21 protein-coding genes, 1 pseudogene and 1 riboswitch are annotated in these 24,675 nt (G+C 39.9%); of the genes and pseudogenes, 7 read left to right on the top strand and 15 right to left on the bottom strand.

The window, feature by feature from the left end; all coding sequences use genetic code 11:
- Nucleotides 1-41: 41 nt before the first annotated feature.
- From lysS to HMPREF2732_RS02525, 8 genes are all read right to left on the bottom strand, one after another.
- Nucleotides 42-1,550 (bottom strand): lysine--tRNA ligase, encoded by a 1,509-nt coding sequence (gene lysS / locus HMPREF2732_RS02560; RefSeq protein WP_070590846.1) that lies wholly within the window; start codon nt 1,548-1,550, stop codon nt 42-44.
- 284 nt (nt 1,551-1,834) lie between these two features.
- Nucleotides 1,835-2,965, bottom strand: a complete 1,131-nt coding sequence (gene nrdB / locus HMPREF2732_RS02555) for a class Ia ribonucleoside-diphosphate reductase subunit beta (RefSeq protein WP_014065539.1) — start codon at nt 2,963-2,965, stop codon at nt 1,835-1,837.
- An 11-nt stretch (nt 2,966-2,976) separates the two neighbouring features.
- Nucleotides 2,977-3,174 (bottom strand): hypothetical protein, encoded by a 198-nt coding sequence (locus tag HMPREF2732_RS02550; protein WP_070590844.1) that lies wholly within the window; start codon nt 3,172-3,174, stop codon nt 2,977-2,979.
- Between the two features lie 110 nt (nt 3,175-3,284).
- On the bottom strand, nt 3,285-5,555 hold the full coding sequence (gene nrdA, locus HMPREF2732_RS02545) for a class 1a ribonucleoside-diphosphate reductase subunit alpha (RefSeq protein WP_070590842.1): 2,271 nt from the start codon (nt 5,553-5,555) through the stop codon (nt 3,285-3,287).
- Between the two features lie 274 nt (nt 5,556-5,829).
- Nucleotides 5,830-6,411 (bottom strand): division/outer membrane stress-associated lipid-binding lipoprotein, encoded by a 582-nt coding sequence (gene dolP / locus HMPREF2732_RS02540; RefSeq protein WP_070590838.1) that lies wholly within the window; start codon nt 6,409-6,411, stop codon nt 5,830-5,832.
- An 84-nt stretch (nt 6,412-6,495) separates the two neighbouring features.
- Complete coding sequence (locus HMPREF2732_RS02535) at nt 6,496-7,080, bottom strand: D-sedoheptulose-7-phosphate isomerase (RefSeq protein WP_049365806.1); 585 nt, start codon at nt 7,078-7,080, stop codon at nt 6,496-6,498.
- A gap of 12 nt (nt 7,081-7,092) precedes the next feature.
- On the bottom strand, nt 7,093-7,452 hold the full coding sequence (locus tag HMPREF2732_RS02530) for a YraN family protein (RefSeq protein WP_049365807.1): 360 nt from the start codon (nt 7,450-7,452) through the stop codon (nt 7,093-7,095).
- Between the two features lie 3 nt (nt 7,453-7,455).
- The gene (locus HMPREF2732_RS02525; RefSeq protein ID WP_070590836.1) at nt 7,456-9,177 is read right to left on the bottom strand and encodes a penicillin-binding protein activator; all 1,722 of its coding nucleotides are present in this window, start codon (nt 9,175-9,177) and stop codon (nt 7,456-7,458) included.
- A gap of 69 nt (nt 9,178-9,246) precedes the next feature.
- Here HMPREF2732_RS02525 and rsmI point away from each other — a divergent pair, with 69 nt between their 5' ends.
- From rsmI to HMPREF2732_RS02500, 5 genes are all read left to right on the top strand, one after another.
- A complete protein-coding gene (gene rsmI, locus HMPREF2732_RS02520) occupies nt 9,247-10,095 on the top strand; it encodes a 16S rRNA (cytidine(1402)-2'-O)-methyltransferase (protein ID WP_070590835.1) in 849 nt (282 codons plus the stop codon).
- Nucleotides 10,096-10,161: 66 nt separating this feature from the next.
- On the top strand, nt 10,162-11,610 hold the full coding sequence (gene tldD, locus HMPREF2732_RS02515) for a metalloprotease TldD (protein ID WP_070590833.1): 1,449 nt from the start codon (nt 10,162-10,164) through the stop codon (nt 11,608-11,610).
- A 308-nt stretch (nt 11,611-11,918) separates the two neighbouring features.
- Nucleotides 11,919-13,460, top strand: a complete 1,542-nt coding sequence (gene pntA / locus HMPREF2732_RS02510; RefSeq protein ID WP_049373373.1) for a Re/Si-specific NAD(P)(+) transhydrogenase subunit alpha — start codon at nt 11,919-11,921, stop codon at nt 13,458-13,460.
- Between the two features lie 10 nt (nt 13,461-13,470).
- The gene (pntB, locus tag HMPREF2732_RS02505; protein WP_049373374.1) at nt 13,471-14,850 is read left to right on the top strand and encodes a Re/Si-specific NAD(P)(+) transhydrogenase subunit beta; all 1,380 of its coding nucleotides are present in this window, start codon (nt 13,471-13,473) and stop codon (nt 14,848-14,850) included.
- Between the two features lie 109 nt (nt 14,851-14,959).
- Nucleotides 14,960-15,271, top strand: a complete 312-nt coding sequence (locus HMPREF2732_RS02500; protein ID WP_148129031.1) for a hypothetical protein — start codon at nt 14,960-14,962, stop codon at nt 15,269-15,271.
- Between the two features lie 124 nt (nt 15,272-15,395).
- On the opposite strand, the gene yedF is transcribed toward HMPREF2732_RS02500, so the two are convergent.
- The 4 genes and pseudogenes from yedF to moeA form a co-directional block, all read right to left on the bottom strand.
- Nucleotides 15,396-15,665 (bottom strand): sulfurtransferase-like selenium metabolism protein YedF, encoded by a 270-nt coding sequence (gene yedF, locus HMPREF2732_RS02495; protein ID WP_005696304.1) that lies wholly within the window; start codon nt 15,663-15,665, stop codon nt 15,396-15,398.
- A gap of 40 nt (nt 15,666-15,705) precedes the next feature.
- Nucleotides 15,706-16,928, bottom strand: a pseudogene (yedE, locus tag HMPREF2732_RS02490) (selenium metabolism membrane protein YedE/FdhT).
- Nucleotides 16,929-17,153: 225 nt separating this feature from the next.
- A complete protein-coding gene (moeB, locus tag HMPREF2732_RS02485; protein WP_049384212.1) occupies nt 17,154-17,876 on the bottom strand; it encodes a molybdopterin-synthase adenylyltransferase MoeB in 723 nt (240 codons plus the stop codon).
- A complete protein-coding gene (gene moeA / locus HMPREF2732_RS02480) occupies nt 17,876-19,093 on the bottom strand; it encodes a molybdopterin molybdotransferase MoeA (RefSeq protein WP_070590830.1) in 1,218 nt (405 codons plus the stop codon). The genes moeB and moeA overlap by 1 nt, the downstream gene beginning before the upstream one ends.
- A 155-nt stretch (nt 19,094-19,248) precedes the next feature.
- On the opposite strand from moeA, the gene folE reads away from it, so the two are divergent.
- Nucleotides 19,249-19,905 (top strand): GTP cyclohydrolase I FolE, encoded by a 657-nt coding sequence (folE, locus tag HMPREF2732_RS02475; protein WP_070590828.1) that lies wholly within the window; start codon nt 19,249-19,251, stop codon nt 19,903-19,905.
- 42 nt (nt 19,906-19,947) lie between these two features.
- Here the strand turns inward: folE and aroA are convergent, their stop codons facing one another.
- The 3 genes from aroA to HMPREF2732_RS02460 form a co-directional block, all read right to left on the bottom strand.
- A complete protein-coding gene (aroA, locus tag HMPREF2732_RS02470; protein ID WP_070590827.1) occupies nt 19,948-21,246 on the bottom strand; it encodes a 3-phosphoshikimate 1-carboxyvinyltransferase in 1,299 nt (432 codons plus the stop codon).
- Nucleotides 21,246-22,082, bottom strand: coding sequence for a formyltetrahydrofolate deformylase (gene purU / locus HMPREF2732_RS02465; RefSeq protein ID WP_070590825.1), 837 nt, complete (start codon nt 22,080-22,082; stop codon nt 21,246-21,248). The genes aroA and purU overlap by 1 nt, the downstream gene beginning before the upstream one ends.
- A gap of 71 nt (nt 22,083-22,153) precedes the next feature.
- On the bottom strand, nt 22,154-22,558 hold the full coding sequence (locus HMPREF2732_RS02460) for an H-NS family histone-like protein (protein WP_070590822.1): 405 nt from the start codon (nt 22,556-22,558) through the stop codon (nt 22,154-22,156).
- 299 nt (nt 22,559-22,857) lie between these two features.
- Nucleotides 22,858-23,035, top strand: a riboswitch (Lysine riboswitch).
- A gap of 60 nt (nt 23,036-23,095) precedes the next feature.
- On the opposite strand from HMPREF2732_RS02460, the gene HMPREF2732_RS02455 reads away from it, so the two are divergent.
- Entirely contained in the window at nt 23,096-24,616 is a 1,521-nt protein-coding gene (locus HMPREF2732_RS02455; protein ID WP_070590819.1) for a Na+/H+ antiporter NhaC family protein, read from the top strand.
- Nucleotides 24,617-24,675 lie beyond the last annotated feature (59 nt).

The following is a 24,675-nucleotide window of genomic DNA, read 5'->3' as shown; positions in this document are numbered from 1 at the left end:
AAGGAAGTCCGTAGACTTCCTTTTATGTTATTTCAACTTAATTATTTTTGACGCATTGCCGGGAATAGGATCACATCACGGATAGATGGGGCGTTAGCGTAAAGCATTGCTAAGCGGTCGATACCTAAACCTTCACCTGCTGTTGGTGGTAAACCGTGTTCAAGTGCAACAACGAAGTCATCATCTTTAAACATCGCTTCATCATCACCCGCTTCTTTTGCAGCCACTTGTGCATCAAAACGTTCATTTTGGTCTTCGGCATCGTTTAATTCTGAGAAGCCGTTACCAATTTCACGTCCACCGATGAATAATTCAAAACGGTCTGTTACTTCAGGATTTTCATCATTACGACGTGCAAGTGGTGAAATCTCTGCTGGATGTGCCATTAAGAAAGTTGGTTGAATTAAGTGATGTTCAGCCACTTCTTCAAAGATCGCATTTACGATAGAGCCTAAGCCCCAAGATTTTTGTACTTCGATACCTAAGCGTTCAGCTGTTGCTTTTGCACGATCGAAATCATAAAGATCTTCTTTTACGATACCTTTATCAGCACCATATTTAATAGTTGCATCATGCAATGTAATACGCTCAAATGGTTTGCCGAAGTCAAATTCTAAATCACCGTATTTAACAATGGTGGTACCAAGAATATCAATCGCGAGTTTGCGCAATAATTCTTCGGTGTTATCCATTAAATCGTGATAATCCGCATAAGCTTGGTAGTATTCAAGCATAGTGAATTCAGGGTTATGACGAACAGAAACCCCTTCATTACGGAAGTTACGGTTTAATTCAAATACACGTTCAAAACCACCAACTACTAAACGTTTTAAGTAAAGTTCTGGCGCAATACGAAGATACATATCAACGTCTAATGCATTGTGGTGAGTGATAAATGGGCGAGCAGATGCACCGCCTGGAATCACTTGTAGCATTGGGGTTTCAACTTCCATGAAACCTTTAGAAATAAAGAATTCACGAATACCCGCAATCACTTTTGAACGAATAATAAATGTGCGGCGAGATTCTTCATTAGAAATTAAATCTAAGTAACGTTGACGATAACGTGCTTCCATGTCAGTTAAACCATGGAATTTGTTTGGTAATGGACGAAGTGCTTTGGTTAAAAGTTGTACTTCCGTTGTTTTAATGGTTAATTCATTGGTTTTGGTTTTGAAAAGTGTGCCTTTCACCCCAATAATATCGCCTAAATCCCAGCTACCTACATCTTCTGCATAAACGCCTTCAGGAAGATTATCACGAGCAACATATAATTGAATTTTGCCACTCATATCTTGCAAGGTAATAAAGGTGGCTTTACCCATTGCGCGACGGGTCATAATACGACCTGCAACGGCAACTTCAATGGCTTTTTCTTTTAATACTTCACCATCTTCGGCTTCGTACTTATCATGTAAATCTTGAGCAAGGGCGTCACGACGGAATTGATTCGGGAACGCATTACCTTTTTTACGTAATGCGGCTAATTTTTCACGGCGAACGAGCATTTCGCCATTGAGATCTAATTCTTTCACTTCTTGTTCTGACATATCCTTTACCTCGCTAGTTTGTAATTAGAATGTGATTTATTGAAAATAAACAGGTTTCTTCTATTCTACCCATAGCATTGTTTTTTGTTAAGCCTTTTTTAATGAAGTCATCTGTTTTATAGGGAAAGTGTTGGTGATAAATGCAGGAAAGCAAAATTGTGCTATTTTTTTAATCAATGCGTTTATCATCATGTCTTGATATTCATACAAACAAAAAGAGCGGTCAATTTTTCAAAGGTTTTAAACGCTGAAAATACTGACCGCTCTTTACGTAGAATGATTAATTAAAGATCGAAATCGCCGAAATCATTGGTATCTACTTTAGAGTCAATTTGACCAACAAGATAAGAACTCACTTCGACTTCTTGTGGCGCTACTTGTACGTTGTCAGAAACAAGCCATGCGTTAATCCATGGGATTGGGTTAGAACGCGCACCAAATGGCAATGGAAGACCGACCGCTTGCATACGGATATTGGTTATATATTCCACGTATTGCACCAAAATGTCTTTGTTCAAACCAATCATTGAACCGTCTTTGAATAAGTAATCTGCCCATTCTTTTTCTTGTTCCGCTGCTGCTAAGAATAAATCATAGGCTTCTTGTTTACATTCTTCTGCAATTTCAGCCATTTCAGGATCGTCTTGACCTGCAGCCATAATATTTAAAATATGTTGCGTACCGGTTAAGTGTAATGCTTCATCACGTGCGATAAATTTAATGATTTTCGCATTACCTTCCATTAATTGACGCTCAGCAAAGGCAAAGGAACAAGCAAAGGATACGTAGAAACGAATCGCTTCAAGTGCGTTCACACTCATCAAGCAAAGGTAAAGTTGTTTTTTCAAGTTGCGTAATGTCACCACACATTCTTTACCATCTACCGTGTAAGTACCTTCACCGTACAGGCTGTAAAGTTGGCTATCACGGATTAAATCATCGTAATAAGAAGAAATGTCACGTGCACGTTTGATGATTTCTTCGTTCGTCACGATGTCATCAAACACGATAGAGGGATCGTTCACAATGTTACGAATGATGTGTGTGTAAGAACGAGAGTGGATGGTTTCAGAGAATGTCCAAGTTTCAATCCAAGTTTCTAATTCAGGAATCGACACTAACGGTAATAATGCCACGTTCGGGCTACGGCCTTGAATAGAATCTAATAAGGTTTGATATTTTAAGTTACTGATGAAAATGTGTTTTTCATGCTCAGGTAACGCGGCATAGTCGATACGGTCTTGAGACACATCCACTTCTTCTGGACGCCAGAAGAAAGAAAGTTGTTTTTCAATGAGCTTTTCAAACGTCTCATATTTTTGTTGATCGTAACGCGCAACGTTAACGTTTTGACCAAAGAACATAGGCTCTTTTAACTGGTCGTTTTTAGTTTGTGAGAAAGTGGTGTATGCCATTTTTGTTTATCCTATAAAAAATACTTAATCACAGAAGAAGCTATAGTAATAACTAAGGCGAGTATACGGTGTTTTAAAATACCTTGTTTTTCTATAACCCTACCTTTTTCTGCACTATTTATTACGACAGAATTCCCCCGGATATAGTACTTATTAATAACATAAGTGTTATTTTCACAATGTGGTTTCTGATGATTATTATTCATCATAATAGTTTTTCCTTTTGATTAAGGATGAATAAACTATCCCACATATTACTGGAGGTAGTAGATCTAATTAATTTACATATCCTACAGTAATAGTAGGATCACAAAATTAATTAAATCTTACAAGCACCGCCTGCACAGCCATCATCTAAATCTTCTTGGCTGTCTTCAGCACCATCACGAGTGTTTTGATAGTAGAGGGTTTTTAAGCCGTATTTGTAAGCGGTTAAAAGATCTTTTAACAACACTTTCATTGGCACTTTACCATCTTCAAAACGTTTCGGATCGTAGTTGGTATTTGCAGAGATTGCTTGATCCACGAATTTTTGCATAATGCCTACTAAGTGTAAGTAACCATCATTGCTTGGAATATCCCAAAGTAATTCGTAGTTGTCGCTTAAGTTTTCATAATCTGGTACGACTTGTTTTAAGATACCATCTTTTGACGCTTTAATACTTACATGACCACGTGGTGGTTCGATACCATTTGTTGCGTTAGAAATCTGTGAAGAGGTTTCTGATGGCATTAATGCGGTTAAGGTCGAGTTACGTAAACCAAACTCTTTGATTTCGTGACGTAGCGTTTCCCAATCATAATGCAATGGTTCTTGCGTTAAGCTATCGATATCGTTCTTATAAGTATCGATTGGTAAAATACCTTTCGCATAATTGGTTTCATTGAAGTATTCGCATGCACCTAATTCTTTTGCTAAGTTCATAGAAGCTTTTAATAGATAGTATTGAATCGCTTCAAACGTACGGTGAGTTAAATCGTTCGCTGAACCATCAGAATAACGTACACCATTTTTCGCTAAATAATACGCATAGTTAATCACACCGATACCAAGTGAACGACGGCCTAATGAAGAACGTTTCGCCGCAGGAACAGGGTAGTCTTGGTAATCAAGTAATGCATCTAATGCACGTACTGCAAGATCGGCTAGGTTCTCTAACTCATCTAAATTCTCTAATTTACCCAAGTTAAACGCTGAAAGTGTACAAAGCGCAATTTCACCATTTTCATCATGGAAATGTTGTAATGGTTTAGTTGGCAATGCAATTTCTAAACATAAGTTAGATTGACGTACCGGTGCAACAAGCGGATCAAACGGTGAGTGAGTATTACAGTGATCCACGTTTTGGATATAAATACGACCGGTTGATGCACGTTCTTGCATCAATAAAGAGAATAACTCAACGGCTTTTACAGAACGTTTGCGGATATTTGGATCCTGTTCGTATTTCACGTAAAGCTCTTCAAATTTATCTTGATCAGCAAAGAACGCTTCATAAAGTCCAGGTACATCTGAAGGGCTGAATAAAGTAATGTCTGCGCCTTTAATTAAGCGTTGATACATTAATTTATTTAACTGTACGCCGTAGTCCATGTGACGAACACGGTTATCTTCCACACCACGGTTATTTTTCAATACTAATAAGCTTTCAACTTCTAAGTGCCAAATCGGGTAGTAAACTGTCGCTGCACCACCACGTACGCCACCTTGAGAACAAGATTTGACGGCACTTTGGAAGTGTTTATAGAATGGAATACAGCCAGTGTGGAATGCTTCACCACCACGAATCGGGCTACCTAACGCACGAATTGCACCTGCATTCACCCCGATACCTGCACGTTGTGAAACGTATTTCACGATTGCTGCAGAGGTAGCATTGATAGAGTCTAAGCTGTCACCACATTCAATCAATACGCAAGAGCTGAATTGACGCGTAGGTGTACGAACCCCCGCCATAATAGGCGTTGGTAAAGAAATCTTAAAGGTTGAGGTTGCATCGTAGAAACGACGAATGTAATCCAAACGGGTTTCTTGTGGATATTTTGAGAATAAGCTCGCTGCAACTAATAAATAAAGGAATTGTGCAGATTCATAAATCTCACCGGTTACACGGTTTTGAACTAAGTATTTCCCTTCTAATTGTTTTACTGCGGCATAAGAAAAGGTCATATCACGCCAGTGATCAATAAACCCATCCATTTCATCCCATTCTTCACGAGTATAGTCGGCTAAAAGTGCAGGATCGTATTTGCCCATACGCACTAATTTTTTTACATGATCGTATAAACGAGGTGGATCAAAATGGCCATACGCTTTTTTACGTAAATGGAAAACGGCAAGGCGTGCAGCAAGATATTGATAATCAGGGGTATCTTTGCTGATTAGGTCTGCTGCTGCTTTAATAATCGTTTCGTGAATATCAGACGTGCGAATGCCTTCATAAAATTGAATATGAGAACGCAATTCAACTTGAGAAACAGAGACGTTTTCCAAGCCTTCAGCCGCCCAAGTAATCACACGGTGAATTTTGTCTAAATTGATTTGTTCAAGCGTACCATCGCGCTTTGTAACCATTAATCCTTTGTTCATGGGAGATAAACCTACTAGAGAAATGAATTTAATAAAACACAAGATATAGTGTTGTGGAAAATGACGGTGCACAAGATAGAGTGTTTTAAAATTGAATTCAAGCAGTAAATTTTTTACTTATATTATTGACAAAAGATAAGTCATTTAAAATAAATGACTTATCTTTCAAGTGATGTTTTTTTAGGCAGGATCTTTTTTGTAAATCTTTGTAAAGAAAAAAGTGCGGTCAAAAACGAGATGATTTTTGACCGCACTTTAAAGCTTAAAAATTTAATTAATTCAAGTATTTAAATACTTTGACGACTTTTTGAACACCGGTAACTTTACTTGCAATTTCTGCTGCTGAGTCACCTTGTGATTGAGTGACGTTTCCGAGTAAGAATACTTCACCATTTTCGGTGATCACTTTCACATCTGTTGCTTTTACATTATCGCCAACGAAGAGTTTCGATTTAATTTGTGTGGTAATCCAACTGTCTTTGGTAATTTGACCAAAGTTAATTTTATTGCCCACACGTAATTCATTATAGACGTCATTCACACCCTCCACGCCTTTTGCAAGACTGGTTGCGGTTTCTTTCACGCCTTCACTTGGCACTTGACCAATTAATAATACACGGCCACTATAAGAAACGGCATGTACACGACCTTCTGATTTAATTTGTGCATCTTTATCTAATGCATTTTCAACTTTTACTTCTAGGGTTTCATCATCGACTTGCGTACCCATTGTGCGAGGATCTGTTGCAACTTTAGCACCTGCAGCCGCGCCACCAAGTACAGCAGCCACACAGCCTTGTAACATAATAGATGCACCAAGTACGAAGGCGAGTTTTTTAAATGGGGTTAATTTCATCATTAATCTCCTTTTTATAAATGAGTGAGTTAATTAATTAGTCAATTAATTTTAGAAATAGTTTGGTTGGAAAAGCCTTTAATGTCAAGCTCTTGGGAAAAGCGTGCTATCAACAAGCTCACACAGTGCATTAATGACGAATAAATGATTTTCCAAAATGCGCGCTTCTTTCGTCGCCGGAATAGAGATTTCTAAATCCGCTTCAGCTAACACACCTTGAATCGCATCATTGTTTGCACCGGTTAAGGCTATGACCTGAATTTCTTTATTGACGGCATTCGCAATCGTATTCAGCACCGCTTTTTCTGTACCAAGCGGCGCAAAGGCAATTAATAAATCGCCAGGTTTAGCGATAGCGTTAAATTGATGTTGATAAAGCTGATCGATAGGTTGATCAAAAACCAGTGAAGAACCGACCGCACTTTCAAGGCTAAGATGTACGGATGGCAGGCTAGGGCGCTCAAAATCATAACGATTAAGCAAATTTGACACTAAGAATTGCGCATTCGCGTAAGAACGAGCGACACCACAGGCAATCACTTTATGACCACTTAATAAACATTGCATCACCATTTGTGTGGCGGTGGCAATGTTTTCTGATAATAGACTCGAAGCAGAGATTTGAATCTGAATACTTTCGCTATAAATATCTTTAACTTTTTGTAACATAATCGGAAAAGGTTAATCGAGAAAATTAGGAATCCATTGGATATCACTGGCGGTTTTTCCAAAGGCGATAAGATCAAAACGACAATCCGCATCTTCAAGGCTTAGGTTACGTTTGGCAAGCCATAAATTTGCGGCATTTAGCCATTTTTGTTGCTTTTGCCAATCCACACTTTCAACAGCAGATCCAAATGCTGAGCTGGATCGTTGACGAACTTCAACAAATACAATAGTTTGTCCGTCTTGCATAATGAGATCTAATTCACCGCATTTGAAATGTTGATTCGCCGCGATGAATTTAAGCCCCTTAGCCTCTAAGAAAAGGCGGGCTTGATGTTCAAAGCCCGCCCCTTGTTGACGTTTTAATGAAAACATGGATTAGTTCGCAACCGCTACCACGTTACCATCTTGTACTTGATACCATGTCATATCGCGATCCACATCACAGTTTGAATCCGCGCTAAGCTGACCGGTTAAACCGCTTAAGGTATAACCTGGTACTTGGCGTAATTCATTAAAGTGATTGATGAGCAACCATGCATCAGAACCCATTGCATATAAACGCATTAATTGGAATTCACCACCGGTTGAGCCAGCCACTTTTTGATATTGTGAAGAATCGCTTTGTTTAAAGAATGGAATATCACTAAATTGAACGCCATTCATTTTCGCATAGTATTCTGGTGTATTACTTGCCGCATTAGAACGAGAGCTTGCATAGATACGGACATTCGGATTGCTGGTATCTAAATAACCTTTAATTTCAGCCAATTCATCTGGTGAAGAGATGACATAAAGTGCACTTGTATCTTGCGGTGCACCTTGGAAGAAGTAGGTAATATCAGCCGGTAAGTTGTAGTAGCGAATATTCGCATCTGTACCTGCTAAACGTTGCCAACGTACGTTGAAAGCATTACCAACACGTTGCCCTAAATCATTTTGCGGCATTGCAACGATTGGATTGCGAATACCATCTTTCCACATTTTGTTCGCCGCAGACTCTGCTTCATCTTCTGGAGATAAACCGTAATAACAGACTTGGTTAATTGCTTGAGTATTTGCTGTCGCATTTAATGTGAGCACATCCATGCCTTGTACTGCGCTAGGATTCGCAATGATGGCATCGACGTTTTGTTTAAGTAATGGACCCACTAATGCTTTAATACCTGATGCTTTTGCTTGTGCGATAATTTCGTTAATTGGTGTCGTAGAGGAGTCAAATACTTGTACTGGAATGGTTGAGTCACCTTTTGCATCATTGAAACCTGATTGGATAGTTGTACCTAAAATTTGGCCATCGCCGCTTAAAGGTAAGACTAAACCAATTTGAGCTAAATTCGTTTGTTGGAAATTCAACAAGCTTTCTAGCTCTTTAGGGAAAAAGGTTGCCGCAACGTGGTTTGGATAAGCGGATTTCCAACTTTGTAACGCTTGGCTTAATTGTACTGGCTGACGGATGTTGTCGTTATAAGCTTTAATCAAGGTGAGCCAACCGCCTAATGCCACGCTACCTTCATCTGAGGCATTATTGATAACAGCAGTATTTGCAGAACGGAGTAACGACCACGTTTTATCAACATTATCTTTACGACGTTGCATGTCTGTTAAGTTTTCATCCATTTTGATACGCGCTTTCACCGCTTCAATCACGTCTTTACGATTTTCAGCTGTTTGAGCAAAGGTTTCGTAATAACGAGATTTTTGTGATGGACTTAATTTAGTCAGATCGAGTGCACGCAATTTACCTTCAGCAACATCATTATTGCCTTTTGCTGCGGCGATGCGCGCTTCAATTAACGTGCGATCTAATTGTTGTGCTTCGTTTAAGTCAACTAACTCCGTTAATAGCTCTTCCGCTTGGGGTACTTTATTTTCAGAAATTAATACACGAGCGGCTAAGAGTTTGTATGTTTGTTGATCTTCTTTATCCTGTGTTTGCCCTAATTTGTTCATATAAAATTCAGAACTTGCATTGGCATCACGTTGTAATGTTTGGGTAAAGCTGCTGCCAAATAAGTTGGAACAACCTGCTAACGCAACAGACAATAAAATCGGCATTAAACGTTTTTTAAAACGACCGCCTTGTAATAGAATAGACATATTCGCTCCATAATGAATAAATCAATAATGGGCGATCTTACTTATCTCACAATGTAAAAGCAAACAAAAATGAATGATTTAACCGGAATTTTATATATTGTCGCCACGCCAATCGGGAATTTACAAGATATTACACAACGTGCTTTAGAGACCTTTTCACAAGTAGATTTAATTGCCGCGGAAGACACGCGTCACAGTGGTTTATTGCTCAGTCATTATGGTATCAAAAAGCCTTTTTTCGCCTTACATGATCACAATGAACAAGAAAAAGCCCATGTGTTGGTCGAAAAGTTAAAACAAGGCGCCAATATCGCATTAATTTCTGATGCGGGAACGCCTTTAATTAGCGATCCAGGTTTTCATTTAGTGCGTCAATGTCGTGAGGCAGGCATTAAAGTGGTGCCATTACCCGGTGCTTGTGCGGCAATTACGGCATTATGTGCATCGGGCATCGCATCTGACCGTTTTTGCTTTGAAGGTTTTTTACCTGCGAAAACCAAGGCGCGTAAGGATAAGTTAGAAAACGTTGCGGAAGAAGACCGCACTTTAATCTTCTATGAATCAACACACCGCATTTTAGATACCCTTGCCGATATGCAAGATGTATTAGGTGGTGAACGCTATGTAGTACTTGCACGTGAAATTACGAAAACATGGGAAACTATTGCAGGAGATAAATTAAGAGATCTTCGTCAATGGTTAAGTGAAGATCCGAATCGCACGAAAGGTGAGATGGTGTTAATCGTGGAAGGCAAACCCAAATCAGAAGATACCGAAGAATTTTCACCACAAGCAATTAAAGCACTTACCTTAATTGCCAAAGAGCTCCCTTTAAAAAAGGCTGCGGCGATTGTGGCAGAACTTTATGGTTATAAGAAAAATGCTTTGTACCAATTTGGATTAGATAATTTAGACTAATTTTTAAGAAATAGCCCTCTTTAGTAAGAGGGATGAAAACAGAATTTGATTAATTCCGGAGAACAAATGTTAAAACAGGTTTCAGATACCTTACTTGCACCAAGCAATTTATCTCATCAATCATTGCTTAATATTTTTGATGTGATGTCGAATCGTCATATTGATTATGCGGATCTTTATTTTCAATTAAGCCAAGATGAAAGCTGGGTATTAGAAGATAGCATTATTAAAGAAGGTGGCTTTCATATTGATCGCGGTGTTGGTGTGCGCGCAGTTTCTGGCGAGAAAACAGGCTTTGCGTATTCCGATCAAATTAACTTAGCGTCATTACAACAATGTGCTGAAGCTGTAAAAGGTATTGCACAAATTAAAGAAGGCAATTTAATCTCGCCTCAAGCATTTAATGCGGTGAATACGGTTCAGCGTTATGCGGCGATTAATCCGTTGGAAAGTTTAAGTAAAGAAAAAAAGATCGAGCTATTACACCTCGTGGATCGTACAGCGCGAGCTGAAGATCCTCGTGTTACGCATGTCTCTGCAGCATTAAGTTCAATTTATGAAGAAGTGTTAGTAGTCGCAACAGATGGCACTCTTGCTGCAGATATTCGCCCGCTTGTGCGCTTATCCATTTCTGTTCTCGTGGAAGAAGATGGTAAACGTGAGCGGGGCAGTTGTGGTTCAGGTGGACGCTTTGGCTTAGATTGGTTCTTTGAAGTGGTACATGGGGATATTCGTGCCGTTAATTTTGCAAAAGAAGCGGTTCGTCAAGCCCTTGTGAATTTAAGTGCGGTTGCGGCACCAGCAGGATTAATGCCTGTGGTTTTAGGGGCAGGCTGGCCTGGCGTATTGCTTCATGAAGCGGTGGGACACGGTTTAGAAGGGGATTTCAACCGTAAAGAAAGCTCCCTATTTACGGGTAAAATTGGTGAGTTAGTGACGTCGCCGTTATGTACAATTGTGGATGATGGCACATTACAAAATCGCCGAGGTTCTTTAACCATTGATGATGAAGGTGTGCCAAGTCAATGTAACGTTTTGATCAAGGATGGGATTTTGCAAGGCTATATGCAAGATAAACTCAATGCACGATTAATGGGCGTGAAACCGACAGGAAATGGTCGTCGTGAATCTTATACGCATTTGCCAATGCCGCGAATGACAAATACCTATATGTTGGCGGGCCAAAGCAAATTTGACGATTTAATCGCTTCTGTGGATCGCGGTATTTATGCACCGCACTTCGGTGGTGGGCAAGTGGATATCACCTCAGGTAAATTTGTGTTCTCGACATCTGAAGCTTATCTTATTGAAAAAGGCAAAATCACCAAACCCGTTAAAGGTGCAACGTTGATTGGTAGCGGTATTGATGTGATGCAAAAAGTCTCTATGGTCGCGGATGAAACCGACTTAGATCTTGGTATCGGTGTTTGTGGCAAAGATGGCCAAAGTGTACCGGTCGGTGTTGGGCAACCCGCCTTGAAAATTGATGAAATCACCGTTGGTGGAACAAATTAATCATATAGCCCGATAAATCATATCGGGCTTTTTATTATCTTCTTTCTAAGTGCGGTCAGTTTTTCATCTATTTTTGATTAATTAGTTTCTGATGAATCATTATTTCGTTAGGCTAAAAGTTAAACACACTACACATTTCTCTCGATTCTTTTATGATCCCTATCACAATATCTTGTAAAACCAGTTAAAAAAATTCCCCAAATAACCATAATAAGTGATACATTTATCGTTGCATGACTTTTTGTCATTTAAGAGACAGGGACAGGCGTGAGTTTGTCTGAAATTTCATCAACCAGAGGGAAACATTTATGTTAATTGGTGTACCTAGAGAACTGCTTGAGAGCGAAAATCGTGTGGCGGCGACGCCAAAAACGGTTCAGCAGATCTTAAAACTGGGCTTTGACGTCATCGTAGAACACAATGCGGGATTTAAAGCAAGTTTTGAAGACCAAGCATTTATCGACGCCGGCGCAAAAATTGGCTCAAGTTCAGAAGTGTGGCATTCGGATATAATTTTTAAAGTGAATCCACCAACGGATGCAGAAATTGATCAAATGAAGGAAGGTGCAACACTTGTGAGCTTCATTTGGCGCGCACAAAATCCGGATTTAATGAAAAAACTCACGTCGAAAAAAATTAATGTATTAGCGATGGATTCTGTGCCTCGTATTTCCCGTGCGCAAGCGCTTGATGCATTAAGCTCTATGGCGAATATTTCTGGTTATCGTGCGGTGATTGAAGCCGCTCATGAATTTGGTAGTTTCTTCACTGGACAAATTACTGCAGCAGGTAAAGTGCCACCAGCAAAAGTGTTAGTCATTGGTGCGGGTGTAGCTGGTCTTGCTGCGATTGGTGCAGCTAATAGCCTTGGTGCGATTGTACGTGCTTTTGACTCTCGTCCAGAAGTAAAAGAACAAGTACAAAGTATGGGCGCGTCTTTCTTAGAAATTGATTTCAAAGAAGAAGGCGGTAGCGGCGATGGTTACGCGAAAGTGATGTCAGAAGAATTTAACCGTCGCGCGATGGAGCTTTATGCGGAACAAGCCAAAGAAGTGGATATCATTATTACCACTGCAGCGATTCCAGGTAAACCAGCCCCTCGCTTAATTACGAAAGAAATGGTTGATTCCATGAAACCAGGTTCTGTGGTGGTGGACTTAGCGGCTGCAACAGGCGGTAACTGTGCTTACACTGAAGCAGGTAAAGTTGTCACCACTGAAAACCAAGTGAAAATCATTGGTTATACCGATTTCCCAAGTCGTTTACCAACACAATCTTCCCAACTTTACGGTACAAACTTAGTTAATTTATTAAAACTACTTTGTAAAGAAAAAGACGGCAAGATCAATATCGATTTTGACGATGTGGTATTACGCGGTGTGACTGTGGTACGTGATGGGGAAGAAATTCCACCAGCACAAATCCAAGTGTCAGCACAGCCAAAACAAGAAGCGAAAGCGGCACAAAGTGCGGTTAAAAAAGAGGAAGAAAAACCAGCAGATCCTCGCATCAAATACGGTGTGATGGCGGGTGTAGGTGTGTTATTCCTCTGGCTTGCATCTGTGGCGCCAGCGGCATTCCTTTCTCACTTCACCGTATTCGTATTGGCTTGTGTAGTTGGTTACTACGTGGTTTGGAACGTCAGCCACGCTTTACACACCCCACTTATGGCGGTAACCAATGCGATTTCAGGTATTATCATTGTGGGTGCATTACTGCAAATTAGACAACCAACAGGCAACTTCTTTATTGATGTATTAGCCTTTGTGGCAATCTTGGTGGCAAGCATCAACATCTTTGGTGGTTTCCGTGTAACCCAACGTATGTTGGCGATGTTTAGAAAAGGTTAAGGAGAAGACGATGTCTGAAGGTTTAGTACAAGCAGCCTATATTATCGCTGCATTACTTTTCATTATGAGCTTAGCCGGTCTTTCTAAACATGAAACGGCAAAAGCCGGTTGTTGGTATGGTATTGTCGGTATGACAATTGCCCTTGTTGCAACCATTTTCGGCCCGCAATCAGAAGGCACATTATGGATCATCATTGCGATGATCATCGGTGGCGTGATTGGTGTTCAACGTGCATTAAAAGTTGAAATGACTGAAATGCCTGAACTTGTTGCGATTCTTCACAGCTTTGTGGGTTTAGCCGCAGTGCTCGTAGGCTTTAACAGCTACGGCTTAACACACGAAACTGATCCTGTGTTAATGAATATCCATAACGTTGAAGTATTCTTAGGGATCTTCATCGGTGCTGTAACATTCACGGGTTCTATCGTCGCATTCGGTAAATTAAGCGGCAAAATCAATTCAAAAGCATTAATGTTGCCACATCGCCATAAATTAAATTTAGCGGCATTAGTGGTTTCTGCTTTCTTGATGGTGGCATTCTTGAACAACCCAGATAATATCTTCCCAGTGTTACTCATGACCGCGATTGCCCTTGCATTCGGCTGGCATTTAGTGGCATCTATCGGTGGTGCGGATATGCCGGTTGTGGTTTCAATGCTTAACTCTTATTCTGGTTGGGCAGCAGCTGCAGCGGGTTTCATGTTAAGCAATGACTTGCTTATCGTTACCGGTGCATTAGTGGGTTCTTCTGGTGCGATTCTTTCTTACATTATGTGTAAAGCGATGAACCGCTCATTTATCAGCGTTATCGCAGGTGGTTTTGGTAATGATGTTCAAGTGTCTTCTGATGAAGAACAAGGTGAGCACCGTGAGACAACGGCAGAAGAAGTGGCTGAATTACTCAAAAATGCAAACTCTGTGATCATCACACCAGGATACGGTATGGCGGTAGCACAAGCGCAATATCCAGTGGCTGAAATTACAGCGAAATTGCGTGAACGTGGCATTAACGTGCGTTTTGGTATTCACCCTGTTGCAGGTCGTTTACCGGGTCATATGAACGTGCTTTTGGCGGAAGCAAAAGTACCTTATGACATCGTGCTTGAAATGGATGAAATCAATGATGATTTCGCAGATACCGATGTGGTATTGGTTATCGGTGCAAACGACACCGTAAACCCTGCTGCAATGGAAGATCCAAACAGCCCAATCGCAGGTATGCCGGTGTTAGAAGTATGGAAAGCTCAAAACGTTATCGTATTCAAACGCTCTATGGCGGTAGGTTACGCAGGCGTTCAAAACCCATTATTCTTCAAAGAAAATACTCAAATGCTCTTTGGTGATGCAAAAGAACGTGTTGATGACATTCTTACTGCATTAAACAAATAAGCAAAAAACTGAAGTAAAACTGACCGCACTTTGAGAGATTAAAGTGCGGTTTTTAGTGTTATGACCAGAGTATAAAAATCTTAATAATAGTGTAAGAAATGATATGAGTATGAAACATGATGTTTTAATTGAATTATTAGATGTTTTTTCTAATTCTAGAATTCAGATTGATAGAATTTTATTTGAATATGAGGAAGAGATTCAAAAATTTATAATTGAAGTAAGAAATACCCAAGATAGTAGTCCTATTTATAGCTTATTCAAGATTCAAAATGATTTATCGCTATTGGTATATAAATATAATTACCCATTAAGTAATTTTTTATATAACTTCATTTATGAGTTTGATAGACAAGATGATGAGAGTGTGACGTATCTTGTAGATAAAATAGTTAATAATGAAGGCTTTTTAATAGATTGACTAATCAGTTTAAAAGTAAAATCACTTAGCTTAAAAATTAATTATTAAGATGTGTTTGTATTTAGCATAGCATACCAAAATTTTATAAAAAAAGTGCGGTCAAAATTGACCGCACTTTTTTACATTAACGTTGAATCAAATAGCGTAATTTGGTGCCATCTTGTTCTACGCTTAATAGTGTGTAACCGTGGTTTTTAGTATCAACAGGAATGTTGTTGATAGATTGGGCGCAGTCACTTAAGAGCTCTAAAATTTCGCCTTTTTGTAATTGTGGCATGGTTTCGAGCATCACGATTGCTGGATACGGGCAAGGCTCACCTAGCGTATCTAACGTGTAATCTGGGGTGATGTCTTTTGGATCTTTATCTAATTTTTGAACAACGGTAAATGCCATAATAATGTCCTCTTTTTTGAATGAATTCGTTAATATTTAATTAGCAACCACAAGCTTGTGGATTCGCTGCCGCAATTTTTGCTTTGGCTTTTTTCAAGAAGTGGCGTTCCCACCAAACGACAGCGATTAAGCAGAGAATAAGCAAGCCGTAATTCACTAATAAACCGCCAACTGGGCCAAAGGATTTCAATAAGTTAAGTTTTTCGTAATCTAACGCAAGTACAGGCGCAAGATCGTCCCATGCGTAGGCTAAATAGGTTGAACCAACAACATTACCCACGCCTACCCACATAAAGTGAACTTGACCTTCCATTGAACGGTACATCCAGCCGGTTTCACACCCGCCAGCTAACACAATACCGAAACCAAATAATAAACCACCGATAATTGCATTTGGACCCGCCCACATGATTTTGGCTGGTACGCCTAATTGAATGTAGCTGAATACGCCAAGCGTACCCACGATAATACCGAAGATGATGGCTTTTGCCATATAAGCACGACCCGTTACCCATAAATCACGGAAAGCGGAAGTAAAGCAGATTTGAGCACGTTCAATTAATAAGCCGAAAGCTAAACCACAAAGCATCGCGAAACCGAGTTTGATAGAGCTTGTCATCACATAAAGTGAAGCGATTAGGTAAGCAAAAAAGACGGCCATACCAATCCAAAAACGACGATTTGCCTGTTTAGGATCCGTTTCTTGTAATTTTGCCGCGCCTTTTTTCAATTCTAATTTCACGCGGAACATTGGAAGTAAGGTGACTTTTACCCCTGCGTAAGTACCAATGGCAGTGGCAATAGTGAAGAACCAAGCATGAACCGAAAATTGAGGAATACCCGTGAAGAGAGAGGCAAGGTTACAGCCCATTGCTAAGCGTGCCCCAAACCGGCTAATGCACCACCAATGAGGGCTTGAACAATACGACGTTTGTGTGGTTGATTACGCCATTTTACGTTGTTTGCCCAAAGCGCAGCAGAAATACATCCCGCGAACATACCTAAAATCATCACGCCATCAATACGGGTGAAGATCGTACCTTGCATGCCGATAATTTTATAATAGCTCCAGTTGGACACATCGACACCTAGCGATTGCAAAGCATGACCGCCCCAACGGGTAAATTCCCCCGTAACCGCCCAATAAGTGCCGGTTACCCCAAAGTAATAAGCTGAAATAATCCCCGCAGCAATGACTGCCGCGACAGGATTCCAGTATTTAATCAAATAATTTTGTTTAAATTGTTGCAAAATCTCTTTCATGAGAGAGTTAATCCTTAAACTGATGAAATGATGATTTGCAAGTGTGGTATAAAATGAAGAGATTTTTGAAGTGTCTACCATTTTCCTATACACAAAACTTGCGATATAAGACAAATGAATTGTCGAACAAGATAATAGCATTTGTTTTTGGGCAATGCACGAGGGGAAGGATAATTATTTGTGGGTAATTTTGAGAGAAGGACAGACTTGTGGTCTGTCCAACTATTAGACAGGTAATTTTATTTCTCGGACACGCATGGTTAATCCATCAATTAGCAATAAACGTCCACATAAATTTGAACCGATTTTTAACCGCACTTTGATGGCTTCTAAGGCTTGAATAGAGCCAACAACACCCACAATTGGCGCCAGTACGCCTGCTTCTACACAACTTAAAACATTTTGCCCAAAAAGTTGGCTAAGTTGGCGATAGGTTGGAGTATTGGGTTCGTAAGTAAAGACAGAAACTTGTCCTTCTAAACGAATTGCCGCACCTGAAATTAGCGGGATCTTCGCTTTCTCACAACTACGATCGAGTGCGTTACGAATATCCACGTTATCGGTACAATCTAATATCACATCAAAGTGCGGTATGATTTCCGCGAGTTTTTCTTCGGAAAGTTGTGCATTGATGGTTTCAATTTCGACGTGTGGATTAATTTGCTGTAAGGCAATTTTTGCCGATTCCACTTTAGGCATATTTAATCGACTATCGGTATGCAATACCTGACGTTGCAAATTAGAAAGCGATACGGTGTCGAAATCCAACAAGGTTAAATAACCCACGCCAGCGGCGGCAAGATATTGACTTGCCGCACAACCTAAACCGCCCAGACCGACAATTAACATGCGGCTGTCTTTGAGTTTTTCTTGTCCGTCAAAATCAACCGCTTTTAAGATGATTTGGCGGTTATAGCGCAGTTCTTCTTCGTAGCTTAATTCAGCCATTATTGCCCCAATAGGTGATTAAACGGTTCAATGGTGACGATTTCACCCGCAGCGACATTGCCACGATCTTTTTCGAGGCGAATAAAACAGTTACTTTTCACAAAAGAGCTGAATAAATGCGAGCCTTGGAAACCAACAGGGTGCACTTCAAGTTGACCATTTTCATTAATTTGATAGAAACCACGTTGGAAATCTAAACGACCAGGCGCTTTTTTCAAATTAGTTTGGGCAATCGCTTGAAAGTGCGGTTGTTTTTTCGGGTGTTTTTTACCGCTTAATTTGGCAATAGCCGGTTGAACCAATTGATAGAATGTCACTAATGCAGAAACCGGATTGCCAGGTAAACCGCAGAACCAAGCATTTTCTAATTTACCAAATGCAAATGGTTTGCCAGGTTTCATTGCTATTTTCCAGAAATTCACTTGGCCTACTTTTTCTAACACAGTTTTCGTGAAGTCAGCTTCACCCACTGAAACGCCACCGCTTGTGATAACCAGATCTGCTTGCGCTTGTGCTTTCACAAAAGCCGCTTCAAATTCCGCTTGGTTATCCGGCAGAATACCGAAATCAAGCACATCACAATTTAATTTTTCTAGCATTAACTTCACGGTGAAACGGTTGGTGTCGTAGATTTGTCCCGCTTCTAATGGTTTGCCAACAGGCACTAATTCATCGCCGGTTGAAAGCACGGCTACTTTTAATCGTGGGAAAGCCTTCACTTCAGCGATGCCTAATGATGCAAGTAAAGGTAAAGAAACAGCATTTAACTCATCCCCTTGATGTAATACCACATCACCTTTTTTCACATCTTCACCAATGCGGCGAATATTTTGATTGGCTTTAGGCAAGGCAGAAAAGGTAACAGAACCATCTTCATTGACAGTGACATCTTCTTGCATCACCACCGCATCAGCACCTTCAGGAATCATCGCACCCGTCATAATTCTGACCGCACTTTGTGCTACCCATTCCCCTTGAAATGGATTACCCGCAAAGGATTTTCCTGCGACAGAAAGCGTCATGGATTGCTGTAAATCGGCTAAACGAACTGCATAGCCATCCATCGCGGAGTTATCAAAAGAAGGCACGTTAATCGGAGAAATCACATTTTCCGCACAGACACGATCAGTGGCTTCAGTTAAAGCCAGTGTTTCAGTTTTTGTTGGGAAGGGAAGTTGGTTGAGCATTTGCGCCAAGGCATCTTCAAGTGGCAACATAATCAATCCTTTGGGTTGAGCAAAATAAAAGTGGATATATTGTAGCCCGAAATACAATATGAAGGAAATTAATAAATTAGGGTGATTTTTCGCATTTTACGAATAATTCATCTTTTGCTAGAATGACGCATTATTTTTTTATAAATGGAAAGTGAATGAACGCTATTTCACCTGATGCGGAAAGTGTCCGCCGCGCCTTGGTAGCCAAAGGCATCGAAACACCAATGATTGATCCGACTCAATGTAAAGATGAGCGCCGTGCGGCGATTGCTTCGCATATGCGTGAAGTGATGAAATTGATTGGGTTAGATCTACGTGATGATAGCTTAGAAGAAACGCCAAATCGTTTAGCTAAAATGTTTATTGATGAAATTTTCAGTGGAATGGACTATTCCAATTTCCCGAAAATGACGAAAATCAAAAACCAAATGAAAGTGAGCGAAATGGTGCAGGTGAATGACATCACCTTGACCAGTACTTGCGAACATCATTTTGTGACAATTGATGGTAATGTTGCCGTCGCCTATTATCCAAAAGATTGGGTGATTGGCTTGTCTAAAATCAATCGCATTGTGGCGTTTTTTGCGCAACGCCCACAAGTGCAAGAGCGTTTAACCGAACAGCTTTTAACGGCATTTCAAACCATTTTAGAAACTGATGATGTGGCCGTTTATGTGAAAGCAACACATTTCTGTGTGAAAGCTCGTGGAGTAAAAGATACCCATAGTTATACCGTGACATCAGCCTATGGCGGGGTCTTTTTAGAAGATCGCGAAACTCGAAAAGAATTTTTATCTTCCATTCAGAAGTAATGAGCAAAAGCACCGAATACTCGGTGCTTTTTTTATTTGTTTTTAGCTTCGAACACTTAATTTCTCAAATTCATCGAAGAATGTTGGGAAGGTTTTAGCCGTACATGTTGGATCTAAAATCGTGACGGGGGTATCCGATAATGCAATCAACGCAAAGCACATTGCCATTCGGTGATCGTTATAGGTCTCAATTTCGGCATGTTTAAATTGAGAAAGGGCAAGCGGTTGAATGCGAATAAAATCCTCGCCTTCTTCAACTTCTGCACCGACTTTTCGTAGCTCAGCAGCCATAGCTGAAAGGCGATCGGTCTCTTTCACACGCCAGTTATAAATGTTGCGAATAACGGTTTCACCCTTTGCAAATAAAGCGGTTGTCGCTATTGTCATGGCTGCATCAGGAATGTGGTTCATATCCATATCAATGCCATGGAGCTCAGCTTGTTCTGCTTGAATAAAATCTTCACCCCAAGTGATTTTAGCTCCCATTTTTTCTAGCACATCAGCAAATAGGCGGTCGCCTTGAATGGAATGTTTGCCAATTCCCGTCACTTTTACGTTGCCTTTAATCGCAGCGGCGGCAAGGAAATAAGAGGCGGATGAAGCATCACCTTCTACCATGTATTTACCTGGTGACAAATAGGATTGGTTACCTTTCACCTTAAATACTTGATAATGTTGATTTTCAACTGAAATACCAAAATCTTTCATCATCGCGAGGGTGATATCAATATAAGGTTTTGAAACTAAATCACCCACAATATGGATATCTAAATCGCCTTCAGCAAGAGGTGCAGCCATTAAAAGTGCGGTCAAAAATTGAGAAGAAATAGAACCGTCAATTTTAATCATGCCACCTTTAATCCCTTGATTACGAATCGCAAGCGGTGGGTAACCGTCATTTTCTAAATAACGAACATTGGCACCTGCTTGAAGAAGCGCATCCACTAAATGTTTGATTGGACGCTCTTTCATACGGGGCTCACCAGTCAAAATAACTTCGCCTTCTGTATCGCCTTTTAAACAAAGCGCAGCCGTTAAAGGACGCATGGCTGTACCAGCATTGCCTAGAAACAGTGACAAGCCATTTTCAACCTGAAATGCGCCACCTAAGCCTTCAACTTCACAGCAAGTTTTGTCTTCAGAAAGCTGGTAATTTACACCTAAAGCTTTAAGGGCGTTTAGCATATGACGAATGTCATCACTGTCTAACAAGTTAGTGACCGTTGTGGTGCCTTTAGCTAATGCGGCTAATAATAATGCACGGTTTGATAAACTTTTCGAGCCAGGTAAGTTGATCTCACCTTCAATGCGAGAAATTGGCTCTAAAGTGATTGCTTTCATTACAAGACCACCGTTTTATTTTTATACACAAAAATACGATCATGTAAGGCAAGATCAAGCGCACGACTTAATACTGTTTTTTCCACATCTCGGCCTGCACGCATCATGGCATCGGCAGAGTAAGTGTGATCCACGTTAATCACGTTTTGCATAATGATCGGACCTTGATCTAATTCATTATTAATAAAGTGAGCCGTAGCACCAATAATTTTCACACCGCGTTCATAGGCTTGTTGATAAGGTTTTGCCCCAATAAATGCGGGTAAGAATGAATGGTGAATATTAATCACACGATTTGGATAACGAGCGACGAATTCTGGATTTAATACACGCATATATTTTGCTAATACAATGTAATCAGGCGCATATTCATCAATTTTTTCAGCGAGCAATTTATCGTGTTCCACACGAGTGAGCCCTTCATGACTGACACAATGGAATGGAATATCGAAGCGTTCAACTAATTCACGTAAATTATCGTGATTGCCAATTACAGCCGCAATTTCTACGTCTAACGCACCGTAGTAATTTTTCATTAAAATATCACCTATGCAGTGCGCTTCTTTGGTCACTAAAATTACGATACGTTTACGTTTAGCGCTGATTAGGCGGCAATTTGTCCCCGCTGGCAAACTATAATTTAAGTCAGCTAATAAGGTTTCTTCGTTAAAAATGCCTTCCAATTCGGTACGCATAAAGAAATGCTTTGTTTCGAAATCAACGAACTCATTATTATGAAGGATATTTAATTGATGTTTGTAACAAATATTGGTGATTTTGGCGATTAAGCCTTTATCATCAGGACAGTCGGTTAGTAATATTTTCTTTTCTAACATAATGAATATTTTGCAAGATAAATAAAAAAAGAGAACCCATAAAAATGGGTTCTACATAGTTGATAATGAAATTAGATTTCGAAAGAAGCTAAAGAGGCACCTTTATCTAAGGCCTTTTGAATCACACGAGGTGTACGGCCTTGACCAGTCCATGTTCTTTCTTGACCCGTTTCATCAGTATATTTGTATTTTGCTGGGCGAGGTTCACGTTTTTTACGAATTGAAGACGGTGCAATACCAATAATTGCCGTTAATTCTTCTGCCGTGATGCCTTCTTGTTTAATTAATTCTTTATATTTTGCGATACGTGCGCGACGTTCTTGTTCAGCTTGTTCAATTTCAGCTGCTTGAGCACGTTTTTCTTCAACAGCAGCTTGTAATTTTAAAAGTGAGTTTTCGGCTTGTTCTAGTGTTAAATCGCGTACAGCAGCGCGTAAACTACGAAGGTTCGTTAAACCTTTTGTTAATTCGTTCATTATTACCCCTTTATATGTGTGAATGCTTAATTATTTTCTAGATATATATAATAGCGAAAATAATATATTTGGTAAATATGAATTAGCCTAAATACGGAAACTAATTGGTCGGATGTCATCATATTTTACTGTATAAAGTTGATTGTTTTTCCATGTTATTGCAAACGTTTGCTTATAAAACAACTTAACAAAGTCTTAACAACCTCATTAGAAACTTTAAATTAAAAAATAGATTTAGGGGAAAGTATAAGATTTTATTGGTAATTTCATTCATTTTAATGTAATCTCTCACCATCCTATACAACAGTAGAGGTGCGGTCATTATGAGTATTTTCCTGGAGTGGATAGCGTTGAAGGGAAAGGAAAGGAATGATTGCCGAAATCGAATAGGCGTCATCTTATTCGGTTGGTCACGTCTTCGAAAGGAACGTGACTGTCATAGTTTTTGTGTATTAACTATGGAGCGCTACGGTTCGGTCTGGTCATGCTTGTGTCTTTTCTTGCCGTTGTCTCCATTAAATTATTAGGTATAACTTAATGGAACTAGTCGATTATTCTTCATCTATTTATTCAATTATACCCGCATTACTTGCGATTATTTTAGCAATTGCAACTCGTCGGGTTTTGGTGTCCCTCAGTGCAGGGATTATTGTCGGTGCGTTAATGTTGGTTGATTTCAATCCATTGAATGCACTTATTTATTTGAAAGATAATGTTGTGGCATTAGTTTATAGTAGCGAAGAAGGCATGAATTCAAATATGAATATCGTGTTTTTCTTAGTTTTACTTGGCGTATTAACCGCACTTTTAACTGTGTCAGGCAGCAACCGTGCGTTTGCTGAATGGGCACAAAATAAAATTAAAGGTCGTCGCGGTGCGAAATTATTAGCGGCATCTTTAGTGTTTGTGACATTTATCGATGATTACTTCCATAGTCTTGCTGTAGGTGCGATTGCACGTCCAGTTACTGATCGTTTCAAAGTTTCTCGTGCAAAATTAGCGTACATTCTTGATTCTACAGCTGCACCAATGTGTGTCATGATGCCGGTATCAAGCTGGGGTGCATACATTATTACCCTCGTGGCTGGTTTATTGGCGACGTATTCTATTACCTCTTATACACCAATGGGCGCATTCGTTGCTATGAGTTCAATGAACTACTATGCGATCTTCTCATTATTGATGGTATTCTTTGTGGCTTATTTCTCATTTGATATTGCGTCAATGGCACGTCATGAAAAATTAGCCATGGAGCGCGATTATAAAGAAGAAGTCATTGAAGGTGTGAAAGGTAAAGTTCGCAACTTAATTTTACCAATTTTAGTCTTAATTACCGTCACTGTTTTTATGATGATTCACACAGGTAGTGAGGCCTTAGCGGCAGATGGAAAACCATTCAGTATCTTAGGTGCATTTGAAAATACGACAGTAGGAATTTCACTTGTTGTAGGTGGTTCAAGTGCGGTTGCGATGTCAACATTATTGATTATTCTTGAGCGTCAAGTTTCTTTACAAGAATATGGAAAAGCATGGATTGCTGGTATTAAATCTATGTTAGGTGCAATTGCAATCTTATTCTTTGCTTGGACAATTAATAAAGTGGTAGGTGATGCACAAACCGGTAAATATTTATCCTCTTTAGTGAGTGGTAGCATTCCTGTTCAATTTTTACCTGTTATTTTATTTTTACTTGGTGCGGCAATGGCGTTCTCAACCGGGACAAGTTGGGGAACATTCGGGATTATGTTGCCAATCGCAGCAGCAATGGCAACCAATTCAGCACCGGAGTTATTACTCCCTTGTCTATCTGCAGTCATGGCTGGCGCGGTGTGTGGCGACCACTGTTCACCCGTTTCAGATACAACGATTCTGTCATCAACTGGGGCAAAATGTAACCACATGGATCACGTCACCACACAGTTACCTTATGCAGCAACTGTCGCGACAGCAAGTGCTGTGGGTTATATTGTGCTAGGCTTTACAGCATCAGGTTTAGCGGGATTTGTGACAACAGCAGTTGTTTTAGTCGCTTTAGTGTTTATCGTAAAAAAACGTTAACCAATAAGTGAAATAAGAGAGGGCGTATCATATGATACGCCCTTTTTGTATCGGTTATA

This window comes from Haemophilus sp. HMSC061E01, assembly GCF_001810345.1.
GTDB lineage: Bacteria > Pseudomonadota > Gammaproteobacteria > Enterobacterales > Pasteurellaceae > Haemophilus_D.
Note: the sequence above shows the minus strand (reverse complement) of the source record. Positions and strands in the feature narration are given on the sequence as shown.